Origin of the sequence: Aquirufa rosea (genome assembly GCF_004118285.1) — a bacterium.
GTDB lineage: Bacteria > Bacteroidota > Bacteroidia > Cytophagales > Spirosomataceae > Aquirufa > Aquirufa rosea.
This window is the reverse complement of record NZ_SDHY01000001.1, coordinates 623,194-640,493: the sequence shown is the minus strand read 5'-3', so window position 1 is coordinate 640,493 and position 17,300 is coordinate 623,194. Positions and strand designations below refer to the sequence as shown.

General features: G+C 37.5%; 16 protein-coding genes and 1 tRNA gene. 7 read left to right on the top strand and 10 right to left on the bottom strand.

All coding sequences use genetic code 11. The features are described 5' to 3' along the window. From murA to asnS, 4 genes are read right to left on the bottom strand one after another with little or no spacing between them, the layout of a single operon-like run. Positions 1-1,308 (bottom strand): UDP-N-acetylglucosamine 1-carboxyvinyltransferase, encoded by a 1,308-nt coding sequence (gene murA / locus ESB04_RS02865; protein WP_129026054.1) that lies wholly within the window; start codon positions 1,306-1,308, stop codon positions 1-3. A 9-nt stretch (positions 1,309-1,317) separates the two neighbouring features. After that, positions 1,318-1,971 (bottom strand): DUF4290 domain-containing protein, encoded by a 654-nt coding sequence (locus ESB04_RS02860; protein WP_129026052.1) that lies wholly within the window; start codon positions 1,969-1,971, stop codon positions 1,318-1,320. A 15-nt stretch (positions 1,972-1,986) separates the two neighbouring features. Next, entirely contained in the window at positions 1,987-2,364 is a 378-nt protein-coding gene (locus tag ESB04_RS02855) for a diacylglycerol kinase family protein (RefSeq protein ID WP_129026050.1), read from the bottom strand. Positions 2,365-2,367: 3 nt separating this feature from the next. Next, the gene (gene asnS / locus ESB04_RS02850) at positions 2,368-3,798 is read right to left on the bottom strand and encodes an asparagine--tRNA ligase (RefSeq protein ID WP_129026048.1); all 1,431 of its coding nucleotides are present in this window, start codon (positions 3,796-3,798) and stop codon (positions 2,368-2,370) included. A gap of 163 nt (positions 3,799-3,961) precedes the next feature. Here asnS and rpoN point away from each other — a divergent pair, with 163 nt between their 5' ends. The 7 genes from rpoN to ESB04_RS02815 all read left to right on the top strand — a co-directional run bounded on the left by rpoN (position 3,962) and on the right by ESB04_RS02815 (position 11,835). Then, the gene (gene rpoN / locus ESB04_RS02845) at positions 3,962-5,401 is read left to right on the top strand and encodes an RNA polymerase factor sigma-54 (RefSeq protein ID WP_129026046.1); all 1,440 of its coding nucleotides are present in this window, start codon (positions 3,962-3,964) and stop codon (positions 5,399-5,401) included. Positions 5,402-5,533: 132 nt separating this feature from the next. Next, entirely contained in the window at positions 5,534-5,902 is a 369-nt protein-coding gene (locus tag ESB04_RS02840) for a four helix bundle protein (protein WP_129026044.1), read from the top strand. A 52-nt stretch (positions 5,903-5,954) separates the two neighbouring features. Further along, entirely contained in the window at positions 5,955-6,734 is a 780-nt protein-coding gene (locus ESB04_RS02835) for an enoyl-CoA hydratase/isomerase family protein (RefSeq protein ID WP_129026042.1), read from the top strand. Positions 6,735-6,819: 85 nt separating this feature from the next. Further along, a tRNA-Arg gene (locus ESB04_RS02830) sits at positions 6,820-6,896 on the top strand. Between the two features lie 213 nt (positions 6,897-7,109). Beyond that, positions 7,110-9,569, top strand: a complete 2,460-nt coding sequence (locus ESB04_RS02825; protein WP_129026040.1) for a TonB-dependent receptor domain-containing protein — start codon at positions 7,110-7,112, stop codon at positions 9,567-9,569. Positions 9,570-9,993: 424 nt separating this feature from the next. Then, complete coding sequence (locus ESB04_RS02820; protein ID WP_205749456.1) at positions 9,994-11,139, top strand: AraC family transcriptional regulator; 1,146 nt, start codon at positions 9,994-9,996, stop codon at positions 11,137-11,139. 204 nt (positions 11,140-11,343) lie between these two features. Then, the gene (locus tag ESB04_RS02815) at positions 11,344-11,835 is read left to right on the top strand and encodes an outer membrane protein (RefSeq protein WP_205749455.1); all 492 of its coding nucleotides are present in this window, start codon (positions 11,344-11,346) and stop codon (positions 11,833-11,835) included. Between the two features lie 746 nt (positions 11,836-12,581). Here the strand turns inward: ESB04_RS02815 and ESB04_RS02810 are convergent. Genes ESB04_RS02810 through ESB04_RS02785 form a run of 6 tightly spaced genes read right to left on the bottom strand, consistent with a single transcriptional unit; the run spans position 12,582 to position 17,262 of the window. Next, positions 12,582-12,923: a DUF6370 family protein gene (locus ESB04_RS02810; protein ID WP_205749454.1), complete on the bottom strand. Its 342-nt coding sequence runs from the start codon at positions 12,921-12,923 to the stop codon at positions 12,582-12,584. 52 nt (positions 12,924-12,975) lie between these two features. Continuing rightward, positions 12,976-13,743, bottom strand: coding sequence for an ABC transporter permease subunit (locus ESB04_RS02805; RefSeq protein ID WP_129026034.1), 768 nt, complete (start codon positions 13,741-13,743; stop codon positions 12,976-12,978). 4 nt (positions 13,744-13,747) lie between these two features. Continuing rightward, entirely contained in the window at positions 13,748-14,446 is a 699-nt protein-coding gene (locus ESB04_RS02800) for an ABC transporter ATP-binding protein (protein ID WP_129026032.1), read from the bottom strand. Next, a complete protein-coding gene (locus ESB04_RS02795) occupies positions 14,443-15,687 on the bottom strand; it encodes a nitrous oxide reductase family maturation protein NosD (protein ID WP_129026030.1) in 1,245 nt (414 codons plus the stop codon). The genes ESB04_RS02800 and ESB04_RS02795 overlap by 4 nt, the downstream gene beginning before the upstream one ends. Then, positions 15,687-16,685, bottom strand: coding sequence for a nitrous oxide reductase accessory protein NosL (locus tag ESB04_RS02790; protein WP_129026028.1), 999 nt, complete (start codon positions 16,683-16,685; stop codon positions 15,687-15,689). The genes ESB04_RS02795 and ESB04_RS02790 overlap by 1 nt, the downstream gene beginning before the upstream one ends. A gap of 16 nt (positions 16,686-16,701) precedes the next feature. Continuing rightward, positions 16,702-17,262 (bottom strand): fasciclin domain-containing protein, encoded by a 561-nt coding sequence (locus ESB04_RS02785; RefSeq protein ID WP_129026026.1) that lies wholly within the window; start codon positions 17,260-17,262, stop codon positions 16,702-16,704. Between the last annotated feature and the right edge of the window lie 38 nt (positions 17,263-17,300).

The following is a 17,300-nucleotide window of genomic DNA, read 5'->3' as shown; positions in this document are numbered from 1 at the left end:
TTAAATTCGAACGATTTCAGCCCCTAGGGCATTTAATCGGGTATCAATGTTTTGATATCCACGATCTATTTGCTCAATGTTGTCGATGATCGAAGTCCCTGTCGCCGACATGGCTGCAATCAATAGAGAAACACCCGCACGAATATCCGGTGAAGACATGCGTATACCTTTCAAATTTTGTTTGCGGTCAAAACCCACAACAGTTGCCCGGTGCGGATCACATAAAATGATTTGAGCCCCCATCTCGATTAATCTATCCACGAAGAACAAACGACTTTCAAACATCTTTTGATGAATCAGCACGGTTCCTTTGGCTTGAATGGCAGTCACCAAAATAATAGAAAGTAAATCGGGAGTGAATCCTGGCCAAGGATGGTCAGAAATGGTCAGCATAGAGCCATCGATGAAGTTTTCTAATTCATAATGCTCTTGAGCAGGTACATAAATATCATCTCCTCTAAACTCTAATTTGATACCCAATTTTCTGAAAACATCTGGAATGATGCCTAATTCAGGGATTTTACAATTTTTAATGGTAATCTCTGATTGAGTCATGGCTGCCATACCAATGAAGGAACCAATTTCGATCATATCGGGCAACATGGTATGTTCTGTGCCCTTCAATTCTTCTACCCCTTCAATGGTTAGAAGGTTGGAACCAATACCCGATATTTTGGCACCCATACGATTCAACATTTTACACAATTGTTGAATATATGGCTCACAAGCCGCATGATAGATGGTTGTGGTACCTTTTGCTAAAACCGCCGCCATTAAAATATTGGCTGTTCCTGTTACGGAGGCCTCATCTAACAACATATAAGCTCCTGTTAAGTGGGAAGCATCTACCTCGTAAAAACCACCATCCTCAGCACTATAATTAAATTTAGCGCCTAGTTTAATGAAACCAGCAAAGTGAGTATCTAATCTTCTACGACCAATTTTATCTCCTCCTGGAGAAGGAATACGACCTTTTTTGAAGCGAGCCAAAGTAGGTCCCAAAAGCATTACCGAGCCACGTAAAGCTGCTGCTTTTGCTTTATAGGTTTCTGATTCTAAATAATCTATATTCACTTGAGAAGCATCAAACTCAATGCTTGATTCACTTAGTCTACGGATCTTTACCCCCATATCGCCCAATAAGTCAATTAATTGGTTGACATCACGAATGTTGGGAATATTATGTATGGTGACAGGTTCAGCGGTTAAAACTACGGCACAAAGAATTTGTAAAGCTTCGTTTTTAGCTCCTTGAGGAGTAATTTCTCCTGACAATTTTCTTCCACCGGTTACTTTAAATGATGCCATAAGGGTCAATTATTTTTTATGATTTCTGGAATTAAAATTCCTGTTGTTTCTGAAGTTTTTTCTGTAATTATTTCCACCTCGGTTATTAGAACCGTTCGGGTATTCTGGGGCATTGTAGGCATTTCTGGCGTTATTGGCTACTTTGGCATGGCCAAGTCCTTCCTGTGATAATTCATCGACGATGTTGGCTAACAAGTTTTCCGACATTTCTTTGATGTTTTGCCAAATTACCTGGTCATCTACTGAGTCCTTATTCCAAGTCACATAGAAGCCTTTCATCAATCGAGCTATGTAGGCTACCAAAATCTTTTTGTCCTCCAATTTTTCCTCTGCAATAGCGCGAAGAATCAACAACTCCACATTGCGACCATAGTGCTTGAATTTTAAATGGTGCTGGTTATAATTCACCTTTTTGGGTGCTTTACCAACAGATTCAGGCGAGGGTGGAGGGTAGGGACCTTGCACGTCTAATTGGAAATTGGACATGATGTACAAGTCGTCCCAAAGTTTTTTGGAATAATCTTGACTATTATCCTTCATACCTGGATGGATCTGTTTCATCAGTTCCACCATGAGAAAAGCGTATTTGGTTCTTTTATCTCGATCCTGAACGGTCAATATATAATCAACCAATTTTTGTACACTAGATCCGTATTCTTTCATAATGCTGTGTCAATCTTAATTACTAAATACCAATCGCATCCAAAGATGAGGAAAGGAAATAAGACAAAATACAAAGGCCGCCCAAATGGCCATGACCAAAACTGCCCCTGCTGCAAAATCCTTAGCTTTTTTGGCTAATGGATGATATTCTGGAGCTACCAAGTCGGTTATTTTTTCCAAGGCCGAATTGAATAATTCGGCAACCCAAACACCGGCAATGGCCAAACTGATCCAAAGCCATTCGATTGCCATGAAACCTATATTTAAGCCCACAATAATCACTAGGATGGTTGAGGCCGCATGGATTTTGGCGTTATTTTCTTCCTTGATCAAGGATATGATACCCGACCAGGCAGTGGAAATACTTTGAAAGGCTTTAGAAAAGTTAATCATATCTTAAAATTCAGCCGATTTAGGTGTTCTTGGGAAAGGGATAACATCACGAATATTACTCATGCCTGTCACAAACAAAACCAATCGCTCAAATCCCAATCCAAATCCAGCATGGGGAGCTGAACCGAATTGACGGGTTTGTAAATACCACCAAATGGATTCTTCTTCTATACCTACTTCTTTGGTTCTTTGTAATAATTTCTCGTAATCATCTTCTCTCTGGGAGCCACCAATGATTTCCCCAATTCCTGGGAACAATACATCCATTGCACGAACTGTTTTGCCATCGTCTTCTAGCTTCATATAGAAGGCCTTGATGTCTTTCGGGTAATGAGTTAAAATTACAGGTTTTTTGAAGTGTTTTTCTACTAAATAGCGCTCATGCTCACTTTGTAAATCAATTCCCCAGGCTACTGGATAATTGAATTTACCTTGCTTATGTGGCTTAGATTGCAAAAGGATGTCGATAGCTTCAGTATAGGTAATTCTTTCAAATGTATTTTCAGAAACAAAACGCAATTTCTCTGTCAGCGTCATTTCGGATTGCTCCTCTTTCTTTTTCGTTTTTTCTTCATCCAACAAACGTTTCTCCAAGAAGGCAATATCATCAGCACAATGCTCTAGCGCATATTTAATCAGGCTTTTGGTAAAGTCCTCCGCTAAATTCATGTTGTCAGTCAACTCAAAAAAGGCCATTTCTGGCTCCACCATCCAAAACTCAGCCAAGTGTCTAGTAGTATTGGAGTTTTCGGCACGGAAAGTAGGTCCGAAAGTGTAAATTTTAGATAAGGCCAAAGCGCCCAATTCACCCTCTAATTGGCCTGAAACTGTCAAATTAGTTTCTTTTCCAAAAAAGTCTTCTTTGTAGTCCACCTTTCCATCTTCAGTCAATGGAGGCTGAATGGCTGGTAGGGTAGTCACTCGGAACATTTCTCCCGCACCCTCTGCGTCAGAACCGGTAATGATAGGTGTATGCAAATAGAAAAAGCCATGTTCATTGAAATATTGATGAATGGCGAAGGCTAAGGCATGACGGATTCGTAAGATGGCCGAAAAGGTATTGGTTCTAGGTCTTAGGTGACCAATCTCTCTAAGAAACTCTAATGAGTGTTTCTTAGGCTGCAAAGGGTATTTTTCTGGATCAGCTGAACCATAAACCAAGATATCGCTGACCTGTACTTCTACGGATTGGCCTTGTCCTTGTGAAGGAATCAAGCTGCCTGTAACTGCAATACAAGCACCAGTAGTGACTAATTTTAAGGTTTCTTCAGCTACGGCGCCATCGGCTACCACAGCCTGAATATTATGAATAGTGGATCCATCATTGATGGCAATGAATGCTACGGAAGAGGATACACGTTTGGTACGCACCCAACCCTTCACCATAACTGTTTGTTGGTTCGGAGTTTGGAGAAGTAATTCTTTTATTTGCATATAAATTGATGGTCAATTTGATGGTCAATTTGGCCCTCCTTTAGGGCAAACTAGTCCCAAAATTACGTACAAAAAACGGAATAATTGTATTTATTTATGAATTACAAGTATTTTTAAAAACCGCCCATCAAATCCATGTATATTTGTACATTAGATTCAATATATGCAGGGATTATCACTAAAAATTTCTCAGCAACAGCGGCTTTCTCCTCAACAAATTCAATTTGTGAAATTGCTTCAAATACCTACTGCCGAATTGGCGGCCAGGATTGAAGAGGAATTGGAGGAAAATCCGGCATTAGAGGAAGGCCTAGAAATAAATGATTCCGATGAGTTGGATGAGCAAGAAAGAGAGACAGTGGATGATTGGGAGCGAGAAGAATTGGAAGTGGGGGATTATTTGCAGGATGATTATGCAGGGTACAAAATGGCGGGTGATTCTTATGATCCTAATGAAGAGAGTCCAGAAAGACCCATGGCGACGGTTTCCAGTGCGGAAGAATATTTACTGATGCAAATTGGATTTGTGGTCAAAGATGAGCGGGAAGAGCTGATTGCTCAGCAACTCATTGGTTCTTTGGAAGAGGATGGTTATTTGAGAAGAAATATTGAAAGTATTGTCAATGATTTAGCTTTTACTCAGGGTTTTATTACGGATGCCCAGGAAGTGGAGGTGGTTTTAAAGAAAATTCAAACCCTAGATCCCGCAGGGATTGGTGCGAGAGACCTGCAAGAATGTCTATCGATTCAATTGCACCGAAGGGAGTCTGATAATCCTACCTGTTTATTGGCTATACGCTTGATTGATGAGTTTTTTGAGGAATTTTCAAAAATGCACTTTGCTCAATTGCAACAGAAATTGGGCGTAGATGAAGCTGATTTGAAGAAGGCTGTTCAGTTGATTAAGCGTTTAAATCCCAAGCCAGGAGGGTCTGAAGGAGGTAATTGGGTGCCTTATTTACAGCCAGATTTTGTGGTTACAAACCAATCAGGCAAATTGGATATTAAGTTAAATGGTAAAAACGCTCCTGAATTGCGGGTAAGTAAATCCTTTCAGGAAATGCTTCAGACCTACAATCAGGGGAACAAACAGCAGAAGGAAGTTAAAGAGGCAGTTACTTTTATCAAGCATAAATTAGATGCTGCTTCTTGGTTTATTCAAGCTATACAGCAGCGACAGGGTACCTTGTTGAAAACCATGCAAAGTATTGTTTCTCAGCAATATGACTTTTTTCTGACGGGAGATGATGCAAGCTTGAAACCCATGAAGATGAAGGATGTGGCAGCCTTAATTGATATGGACGTGTCTACTGTTTCTCGGGTGGTTTCAGCCAAATCGGTACAGACAGATTTCGGTATTTATCCTTTGAAATACTTTTTCTCAGAGGGGATTAGCCATGAATCAGGAGAGGATGTTTCTACCCGTGAAGTGAAAAATATTTTGAGAGAAATCATCGAACAAGAGCCTAGTCAAGAACCATATCCCGATGAAATATTAGAAAATCTCTTAGCTGAGCGGGGTTTTGTCGTTAAAAGAAGAACAGTTGCCAAATACCGAGAGCAATTAGGAATCCCTGTGGCGAGGTTGAGGAGGAAATTATAATTAAATGGTAAATGGTAAATGGTGAATGTAGGAGGAATTCGAAATGAAATGTTAAACAATTATTTGATAAACTAATGGGTTGCATGATATTGCATGGGTAGAAATGTAGATTTGGTAAAATAAATTTATCAGGTGGGACATAAAAATGTAATCAAATCAAAATCATTTTATTTCGCAATTCAAATATGGAATTTGTATCAATTTCTTGTCAAAGAGAGAAATGAGTTTGTTTTATCCAAGCAAATATTAAGAAGCGGAACAGCAGTTGGCGCAATAATTAGAGAAGCGGAACATGCAGAATCAAAAGCTGATTTTAAACATAAAATGTCAATTGCTCAAAAGGAAATAAATGAAACCATATATGGGTTGGAATTATTGAATGAAATTGGTTATTTAGAGGACAGTCGATTTGCTAAATTAATGTCTGAAAGTGATGAGATTTTAAGAATTATATCTCGAATTATTATAACAGTTAAACATAATTTGTCAGCTTACAAATAGGCATTCATAATTCACCATTCATAATTTCCAATTCACCATTTAACCTTTCCCCATGTCTTCCTACCATTTTCTCAACCTCAGTCAACACCAGGGAATTTGGACTATTCGTTTGAATCGTCCGGAGGTGTATAATGCCCTAAATGCGGGATTAATTCATGAAATCAGGTATGTCGCGGAGAGGGCCAAAATATCTGATGAAGTTCGTGTGTTGGTCATTACAGGTGAGGGCAAGGCTTTTTGTTCGGGAGCGGATTTAAAATCAGGTACTAGTGATTCGGATTTGGGAGCTGTTTTACGAGCAACATATAATCCCATGATTTTGGCCTTGAGGAATTTAGATAAGCCGGTGATTGGGGCTATCAATGGTCCTGCAGCTGGAGCTGGATGTTCATTGGCATTGGCTTGTGATTATTTGGTGGCTAAAGATTCTGCTTATTTTGCCGAGTTATTTGTTCAAATAGGTTTGACTTTAGACGCGGGAAGTACGGCATTTTTAATGCAATCATTGGGATATCACAAGGCATTTGAGTTAGCTTCCACCGCTAAAAAATTTAGTGCTCAAGAGGCTAAAGAGATGGGTTTGGTGGCAGATGTTGTTGCAGAAGAGCAATGGGAGTCACGATTACAGGAAATTGTAATGGATTTTGCTCGTCGACCGACTTTAGCTATCGCCCTGATGAAGAGAGAGTTGCAGAAGGCATACCAGCCTGATTTAGCGACAGTTTTAGAGATGGAGGCACATGCCCAAAGAGAGGCAGGATATTCCAAGGATTTCCAAGAGGGTGTCAAATCATTTTTGGAAAAACGCCCTCCTAAGTTCATGGGGAAGTAAATAATGGGATTAAATTGATTTTTTTTCGGCAATATCTTTTCATATTCCCAAAGAAATTCTACCTTTGCAGTCCCGATTGGGAAATGGTTGCGTAGCTCAACTGGATAGAGCATCTCACTACGGATGAGAAGGTTTGGGGTTCGAATCCCTACGCGACCACCAAATGAATCAAAAGTCTGCTAATATTCAATTGGCAGACTTTTTTGTTTTAGTTATAAAGAATTTTTATTCTTTTTTATATGGATGCTATGGCTTTGTCTGACATTTTTTAAAAGATTTAGATACCATTTCAATATCAAGCAAATAAACAATGGAGCTTTCTTTCTCCCTACAATTAAGGCTAAGGAGAGCCTAATTAACTGTTAAATTTCGTTGATGAAAAATTATGTACTCAGTCTAGCCTTTCTTTTCACATCATTTTTAGGATTATCCCAAAAGGAAAATCGGATCCAAGGGAAATTGATCGATTCATTGAGTTCCGAACCCCTATCCTTTGCCACCATCCGTCTGGAATCTAAGAGCCAATCGAATCAGGTAAAAGGCCTTATCGCTGACGAAAAGGGAATATTTGAATTAAAGGATGTGCGGGAAGATAAATATATCATTAGGATTGAATACGTAGGATATAGAACCAAGTATTTGGAAATCAATATGAATGACGCATCTCCTCAGCTTGATTTGGGAATTATTAGTTTAGTTCCTCAAAATCAGATGCTTGAGTCCGTTAGCGTAACCAGTAATAAGCCCAATGTGATAGCAACACTGGAAAAACAGATTTTTAAGGCCGATCAGTTTGAAGTGGCAAAAGGTGGGACAGCTACTGATGTATTGAGGAATATTCCTTCCATCATGGTCAATGCAGAGGGCGAGCTTTCTATGAGGGGCTCCAAAGGTTTTTTGATTTTGATCAATGGGAAACCTACTCAAGTGGATGCAACCACAATTCTATCTCAAATTACCGCCAATTCCATCGAAAGAATTGAAATGATTACAGCTCCTTCAGCAAAATATGATGCTGATGGAAAAGCGGGTATCATCAATATAGTAACCAAAAAAGGCAGCAATGATGGCTGGTCTTTGTCGGGAAATCTGCAATATGGCCTTCCTCGCTTGAAACAATATCTCAATGCATCAGAGCCTTACAGGTATGGAATTGATTTTTCTACCAATTACCGAATGGGGAAATGGGATATCTCGACTTCATTGAATTACCTTAAAAACGATATTGCCGGTAGGAGGGTAGGTGATGTGAATACTACCATAAACAATATTTACACCAGCTTCCCCAGTGAAGGAGAACGAAGTTTCAAGCGGGATAATTATGGCCTTAGAACTTCTATCATATATTCACCTAGCACTCAGGATGATTGGGTTTTAGGCGTTTATTTGGGAGAACGTGAGCAATACCGCACGGCAGATATTACCTACAATAATGTTAAAACAGACTTGTTGACTAATTCCGTGATTGGTCGGGCTAATTACTATAATGCGAACCTAGTCTTGAAATCAGGTTCATTTAGAGTCTATAATTTGGACTATACGCATCGATTTCAAGATAAATCTAGCATATCCGTTTCTGGTCTTTATGAATATGCCATGATTGACGGATATACTAAAAATAGGAACTTGAATATAAAGAATTATGCAGATACGCTTCAATATACGCTCAACACTGGCAGAAATCCATTGGATGCATATCGCTTTAAATTTGATTACGATAAAACAATAGGCATAGGTAAATTGTCGATAGGTTATCAATATCGCTACCAGCTACAGAAGGGCATGTTTAACTACTTTGAAAAGGCGGGTAATTTTACTTCATTAGTTTTTAATCCATCCTTCTCTGCCAATATCGAAGTGGTCAACCGAATTCATGGTCTTTATGCTCAATATGCGGGAGTATATCAAAAATTAGAGTTTTCGACAGGTCTACGCTATGAGAATGCCTTTAGAGAGTTTAAGGCAGATAAATTGGCAAATTCAGCTATTTTGGATCTTTCTAATTTATTTCCTTCTGCCAACTTGATGTACCATATGAAGGATGATTTAAGTATAAAATTGGCCTATAGTCGAAGGGTACAGCGTTCTACCAACAATGAGTTAAATCCGTATCCAGAAAGGGAACATAGCGAGACATTGGAACAGGGAGATCCAAATATCAAGCCTGAGTTTGTGGGGATTATTGAGACAGGAGTGACTAAGGATTTTAAAAAAGCCTCTTTGTACATCAATTTATACACTCAGCAAATTGATAATATCGTGAATCGTGTAAATAGTATTTACAATGATACCATACTTAACCGAATTTATACCAATGCCGGCAAGGCTAGTCTCTGGGGCTCTGAATTGGGATTAACCTTAAATCTGATTAATAAGCTGAAAATCTTCTTAGGCGGAAATGTCTACAGTTTAAAAATTAATGGAGAGATTTTCAATAATTCGGTGGCCGTGAATTCCACGGGTACGGTGTATTCCATTAACTCCAACATTAGTTATCAAATCAATAATAGCTTGTCTACCCAGTTTAATTTGTCCTATTTATCGGCCAAAAACACAGCGCAAGGAATCGATTCCAGATTTTATCAGCCTAATTTTTCGGTAAAGAAGGTTCTTTTTGACAATAAATTATTTTTAACTGTCCTTTGGCAAAATGCTGCTTTGGGAAATATGAAGGTAAATGAACAGAGTATTTCGACTTGGGGGAGGAATTTTTATACAACAACTAATTACATACAGGAGCGAAATATTATCATGTTGAATTTAAGCTATAATTTTAAATCTTCAGAAAAGAAATCAAAATTGCCCACCAGTGAGTTTGGAGAAAGGGAATTTTAAATTTTTAGGATAGGCAATATTAATTTGTCCTAGTATTTTCGTGAATAAATTCTTTACAAAGTTGAAAAGAATGATTCATGCTTTAATTATTAGCCATTATATTTTAAAATTGATTAAAATCATTATTTAAAATTAGTCTAATAAAGGATTCTGCATTAATTTTGACAAATAAATGCAAAGGTAATTTGAATTGGGGTTGTAATTTTTACTCCGTGTTCTCAATTTGAAATAAGTTTTTTGAATCTTCTATTGATTCTCAATTTCAAGATCTTGCCTGTTTTACTCCTGTTGTTCTAGCTAAAAACTAATGTGTATTCCTGAAAAGAATAATCCTTAATCATGGGTAATTTTCGGGTTTAAATTGATAACCGAATAGGTAGAATATATGGATGGTATGCTCATTTTTATGGTACTTTTCAAACTAGTGGTTTCACTAGTCTTGGCAGTATTTAATTTCAGAGTAAATCGGAATACTATTTATTTGTCTGGTGTATTAATCATTATTGCTTTATTTGGATTACTGCATTATAGTTTATTTGCTAATAACTCACCTACCATGTTGGTTTTTATGGGGGTTTATAATATTCCTACCTATTACCTGATTGGGCCATTTTTATATTTTTATTTCAGAGGAACTATTTTGGATAATTCTAAAATTCAAAAAAGTGACTTGGTTCATTTTATCCCATTTCTGATTGCTTTTATCAATATATTTCCTAGTTACCTCAAGCCCTGGGATGAATCCCTAGAATTGGCTAACCGGATTTTGGCTGATCCCAATTATCTGAAATCCTTGAATTTAGGCTGGTTATATCCAAGTAATTTCAATATGATTGGTCGGCCAATATTCATGATTCTGTATGTCATATTAATCATTCGTCTATATAGAGAACATAGTGGTGAGCTTTATCGTAATGCACTACCAGATAGCCATCGTCAATTGATGAGGAAATGGTTGGTTCTATTGCTGATTGTTGTATCATTTGCTGCTTTGAGTTATCTATTAGGAGCCTTGGTATTTATCAATACACCCAATATTCCCAAAGAAACAGTTTTGCATTCTCCTTTGACCTTGATTGTGATGCTGTTTTTCTTGATGATTCCACTGCTAATTGTCATTTTTCCTCAAGTTTTATATGGTATACCCATTGTTAAAAAGAAGCGTAAGTCTTTTGATCATTATTTAAATGCAGGTGAAATTTATAAGTATGTAAATAAATCTGACGATCCACTAAAAGAGGATGCAATACGAATTTTGGATAGTATTCATAATGAAAAGTGGTATTTGGATCCTGAGTTTAACGTAGACATCTTGTCGGTTAAATTAGAACTACCCAAACACCATATTTATTACTGTTTCAATTACATCATTAAGTCGAAGTTTACGGCTCTCAGAAGTCAATTGAGAATTGAATATGCCAAAAACTTGCTTAAAAATGAGGAGGATATCAGTTTGGAAACTGTGGCAGTGCAATCTGGATACAGTTCATTACAGAGTTTAAATAGGGCTTTTGTAGAAGAGGAGGGAATAAGTGTTTATGAATATCTTTTAAAATTGAAGAGAAATTAAAAAATAGGATTGTAAAAATCCGACATATCAAAAACAACTGTGGTTTCTATTATTAATGTTTAAATCTGATAAAATGAAAAAAATGTTTCACTAAGGGCCCTGAGTGGTCCAATTTTATGACCCTTTATGTTGTGTTTAAGTTTACCAACCACTAAGAAATTAAGTACTAGAATCTCTACTAAAATCTTTTACTTAATTATTTCAATGAGCATTACTTGGATTAGTATGGCTCAAGATACCAATCAATTGTACAAACATGCCATTGGTTATAAATACACTACCTTATGTCAAGGAGTTATATTTAGAACAAAAATTGATCAATCGGCATTATTGGAGGCATTTGCCGGTCCGATTGAGAATGATCCCAATAAGCGCACTACAGTTTTAGGTGTTCGATACATTTACACTTTTCTTCAGGTAAAAGATTATCCCATGAATCCCTATATATTTGGAGGCTTTGGGTATGCAGCCAGTGAGATTAAGCACATAGGTTGTAAAATGAAAGATCCATCCGATATATTTAATTTATATGGATATAGTGCGGGAATTGGGTTAGAGCTCAAAATGACAGATCGAATATCATTAAATGCTGAGGCGGCTAGGATGACTTTATTTAATACAGTTAAAAAAGCGCCTAATTTGGATGGAATTTCCTTGAATTTTGGGATCAATTATTCCTTTGGAGGAATGGATTAAATGGGAAAAATGGCCAAGAAATTAAAAAAAAACGATTTTCTGAAGTTCACATTAATACTATTCAAACAATAAAGGCCTTTAAGAAATTATTTAGATGGCCTGATTTACAGCTAAATTAGCCTATCCTTGATTTATAATATTTTACATAAAATTCTCTTTTTGTTGATTGGGGTTCCCAAAATTTATAATTGTATACCCATGTACATGTTTAATTTATCCACCTTCCATATGTTGAGGCTGATGGCTTTCACCCTTGTGATAAAATTTTTTTAGCTTTTTGTAGTTTAGAAACAGGAGCTAATTTTCATGAGCCTAGTCATGGATTTGGGATTAGTTATGCATATTCTTCTTGGGATGTAACTTGGCGACATGCCTTTAGTCGAGTTAATCATTTTGTAGAATAACCCATTATAGAGAATAAGTCCAATCAAACGCTGGGGATATACGCGTGGGAGTGGGCATCAATTTTACTTTGAAGTGAAATGAATGCCAAAATTTGCGACTAATTGACTTGGTCTACTTTTAGCCTGTAAATCAATGATACATTCCTTTTTCTTTGCACGTTTAAATTTATGCATAATATAAAGTACCCCTTCCTCCCAAGAGGCGGATTGAATATTGGGCTTATTTATGAGATTTTTGATACTCTTACAGAAATCGATTATGATTGAATCTTGGCACCTGCTCTACAACTATGACAAGTATCGATCGCGATGATTTTTTGGCAAATAAGAGCGCACTTTGCTTTATGGAAGAAGCTTAAAATAGCTAACCACAAATTTTTCTCGGAAAATCTTGCCCTGGACTTGTGCCTTTCTCACCGCCTTACAAAAGCCATTGGTCGCATGGCTTCCACCATAATCATTGATGTTTGGACCCACAACATAATACTTTTTATCCTGGAATTTTATGGCTAATTGGCAATCATCTCCAGGCATATCGAATTGACAAGTACCACAGCTTGCTTCCACTTCATAGACCTTTTGTTTTTTGTTCAAATGAGTAAAATGAGGTCCTACCTGTTTGGCGGACATGGTACCCATTACCAGGCATGTCCAAATGATTAATAGATACAAGGGCTTTTTCATCTTTTGTATATTTTTTATTGTTTTCAGCATTACGGTAAATGTTATTTGAAGCTTACAAATCTTTCTTTTTAAAATATCGTAAGGAGTACATAAATGGAATAATTACCCACAAAACCAAAGTGCCAAAAGAGAGGCTAATTCCACTTGCTGTGCCAAAAAAATCTTTAAAAATGGCTCCTGTATATCCCATCAGGGCAGATACATCTAATTGCATTAAAATAAGGATTCTAGCTAAATCTATCGGGTTGAACATGCTTATGGCAATCATGAATTTTTCAATAGGATAATCAGACAACTGAAAAAGCATAAATAACACTATACCGTCAAAAATGATGGTGAAATATAGCCAAAGCATGATGGACAAACCAATGCCCTTGGCTTTGTCTTTGGTCAATACCGCAGCTAATAAGGCTAATGCGGTGAAAATACAGCTCAAAAGTAGTCCACATAAGACCAACATAAGCCCAAGAAGACTAGTCTCAAAAATCAAAATAACTATGCCTGCTCCTAATAGAAAGGCAAGCCCCAAGGCCGTTAAAAGGCCAATAAATAAACTCCACCAAATGGTATTCCTTTTAAGAGGCTGACTCAATAATAATTCGATAAATTCTCCGCTGTTGTACATATAAATGGTGGAGAATATGAGGCTCACCAACGGAACTATCATCAAGATGATGTTAAGCATGCTTAATATGCCTTTGGAAGAGGTATCTTCTAAACTAAATATACTAAGCGAAACTATAAATAGGAGTAGCGTGTAAAATAAGACCATTCGATTGCGAATGATATCTACCATGACATGTTTATATATCTTGTTCATAAGCTTAGGCTATCATCTTGGCAATCATCTTGGAAAGTTTAACTTCTTGGGTGGCTAGTTTTAAATCCTCCATCGACTTTTGAAATAGCACTTGTCCCTCATGCATATAAATCACTTCGGAAATCATTTCGTCCAATTCACTGAGCACGTGGGAAGTAATGATAGTCGTTTTACCTTTACTTTTCTCCTTAATAATTTTTTGTTTCAAAATTTCAGTGGAAAGTGGATCTAAGCCTGCCGTAGGTTCATCCAAAATGAAAACATCAGGTTGAAAAAGGAAGGCCAAACAAGCCCCTACTTTCTGCCTCATACCTCCTGAAAGAGTTCCCATTCGTTTATGATAAATATCCTTGAGCTGGTATTGTTCTAATAATTCCTCATCTCGGTTTTTTTGATCCTTGCGAATGTCCATCATCATGGAAATGACTTCACCAATCGTCATGTTTTCAGGATAGCGGGTCATTTGTGGCATAAATCCAATCTTGGCTCTGTATTCGCATTGGCCGGTGATGTCATCTCCCTGGAAGATGATTTTACCTCTGTCTGGAATAACCATTTGCAATATGCTTTTAATTAAAGTTGTCTTACCACTTCCATTGGGTCCAATTAATGCAATACAGGCTCCTGGTCGGCAGGTGATATGTACATCTCTCAGAACTTGCTGACTTCCAAATCGTTTATGTAAATGTTCTGTGATAATCATAAAGGGATAGGTTGAACGCGTGGACTTTGATCCTTCAATTGCTCAGGTGTTAGGCTTGGAATTAACTTCTCCGTTTTATCCATTAAAGCCGAAATGAAACTTCTGAACATGATGAGGGTTGTAGGATTTTTTTCTAATATGATGGAGAAAAGACTGACAGGTCTAAATGGGATATCTCCGAAATGATCTTTGTTTAAATCGTAGCCCTCGTATTTATCCCAATAGTTTCCATCAAAATTATTCAGTACCAAGCTGCCGTTGGTACTTACATCAAATGTATTGTTGATGAAGTTGTTCTGGTGTATGTTCATATCTTGGCAGCTTGCCTGTATTTTTAGTCCCCAGCCATTGGAGGAGAAAGTATTTCTGGACATATTCACCCGACTTACCCCCTCTAGGTAAATGCCTGTGGTATTTTTTTTAAATTGATTTCCTTGAATTTTTCCATCGGAAATTTCTTTCAGTAAAATACCGTAGGAAGCATCTCCCCAATTTTGATGAAAGGTATTATTAAACATATTGACGTGGTTTGAAAACATAACCGCGACCCCAGCTCCGTTATTAGTGAAAACATTGGAGATATAGGTATCGTGATTGGAGAACATGAAGTGTAAACCATAGCGAAGGTTTCGGAATGAACGGTTATTCTTGATAATTGACTGAGTAACAAATTCAAAATAGATCCCATCTCGATGTCCACTGACTACATTATCCTCTATGTGCATGTAACTGCTATTCCAACAATGAATGCCATTGCCGCTTTGTTGCTCTTCTTTTCCGTAAGCTACAATCTGGTTATCTTTGATCTGACAGTTTTTGCCGTATTGGGTATAAATGCCAAAAAATGAGTTCGTGATGAGGTTATGGACGATTTGAACATCCTGTGCATCATAAATTTTGATGCCAGCTAGATCTTTTAGACTAGAAATTCCAGAGTTACGAATATGAAATCCTATTACTTTTACAGAGGAAGCTTTGATGGAAATGATCTCGTACTTTCCTTCACCATCTAACACAGGTAATCCTTCTCCAATCAAAGTCAATGGTTTGTCAATGATCAAGTTACGTTCGAAGTAGACTCCTTTTTTTACCCGAATTTCATCCCCAGCCCGTGCTGATTGAATGGCTTGATTTAGACTATGTAAGCTTTCATTTTTGCCAACCCACCAAGTTTTTGCCTCTAGCTTAGCCAAAAAGCTAAGAAAGAAAATAATAAGTATCAGGTACGTTTTTTTATACATTATGGCTGAATACTTTCCCAAGTCTTTTCTTCTCCAACAAAAGCTTGGTTGTTTTTAATTAATTCGTTTTTATCTTGAAAAGCTGCCAGATTACCTGCCATAGGACTTCCCAAGCTGGGGCTTGCCAGAAAATAGGCGCTAGAGGCTTTGACCAATTCATGTTTTCCTGAGAAATTGCTGACATAAATGTCTTTGACTTTTATGTCTTTATCGGTCGATAAATAATTCAATAGACATTTGATATCATCAAAGGGATAAGTTTTTCCTTGTTGGGTGAGGATAGCCGAAGCAAAGCGGATATCGCTGATACCCATTTTGCAGAAATGGCAATTGTCTCTTCCTACTTGGATGGGTTTAACCTCATCCTGACAGGAATTTAGTAGGAAAACCAGGGGGAGGAAAGATAAAACTGATCTGGGGCTTTTGGAAAAACGCCATTCCAAAATGACCCCAGTCAGTAACATCAAACCTATGACTATAAATATCCATCCTCCTATATCTGGTATCGAATATGCCCCAAAATTCAATAATTGCTTGAAGCCAATCAGCGGAGGCTGATAAGCCATTCCGGGCACCTGAATAGCAGCATTAGGATCTAGGTCATGGCCATAATCATATTCCCATTTCCAAAAGTCCACCATGGCCACTACCCCGAATAAAACGAATGCACCGAATAGTGTGTACAATAATTTTTTTCGGTTAAGCCAGGCACCTAGCAGAAACAAAACGGAAAAACCAATGATGATATAGGGTAAGATACTAAACTCAATAAAGTCTTCTTTGTGCATGGTCTTCATCCCAATGTAGTGATTAAGGCCATTGATGATATCTACGTTTCCACGGATATCATTGGCATGAATTTGAAGCGTTAGACCCTCTGGATATTGAGGTGCGTCTAATTCAATTTTCCAAATGGGTAAAAATACCACCAATGGCAAGAGTAAAGAAGAAATTAATAATAGTACTCTGGCTGGTTTTCCAAGTTTCTGAGTATTCATGAGGAGGCAATTTAAACTATTTACTAGGAGGTAATAATACACCATCTATGACATGAATCATGCCATTGGAGGCGGGTATGGAGGCAACAATGGTGGCTGAATTGTTCAGAATAATTTTGCCGTTTTTTAGACTGACAATTACATTATCTCCATTTACCATGCCTAATAATTGACCATCTTGAAGAAAGTCAGCTTTTAGGGCAGATACAGTTACATGGTATTGGAGAATATTTTGTAGGTCAGCTTTTTTTTCATCTGTCATTAAGGCATTCAAAGTGGCCTTGTCTAATTTGTCAAAAGCCGCATTGGTAGGGGCAAAAACCGTAAAAGGACCTGCGTTCGATAGAGAAGTGACCAAGTCCGCCTGCTTTAAGGCAGCCACCAGGGTAGTATGGTCTTTAGAACCCACGGCTACTTTGACTACATCTTGCTGTGAATCATCATCTTTCACATTTTCTTGTCCTCCTGTTGCAGTAGTACTTTCTGTGCTGGCAGATGAGGTATCAGTTTCTGAGCTGGAACATGCTGTGCTAAACAATAGCCAGGCTGAACAAAGGATAATCGATAAAGCTTTCATAATAGCTAAAATTTTAGGGAATTAAGGGAGTATGGAAG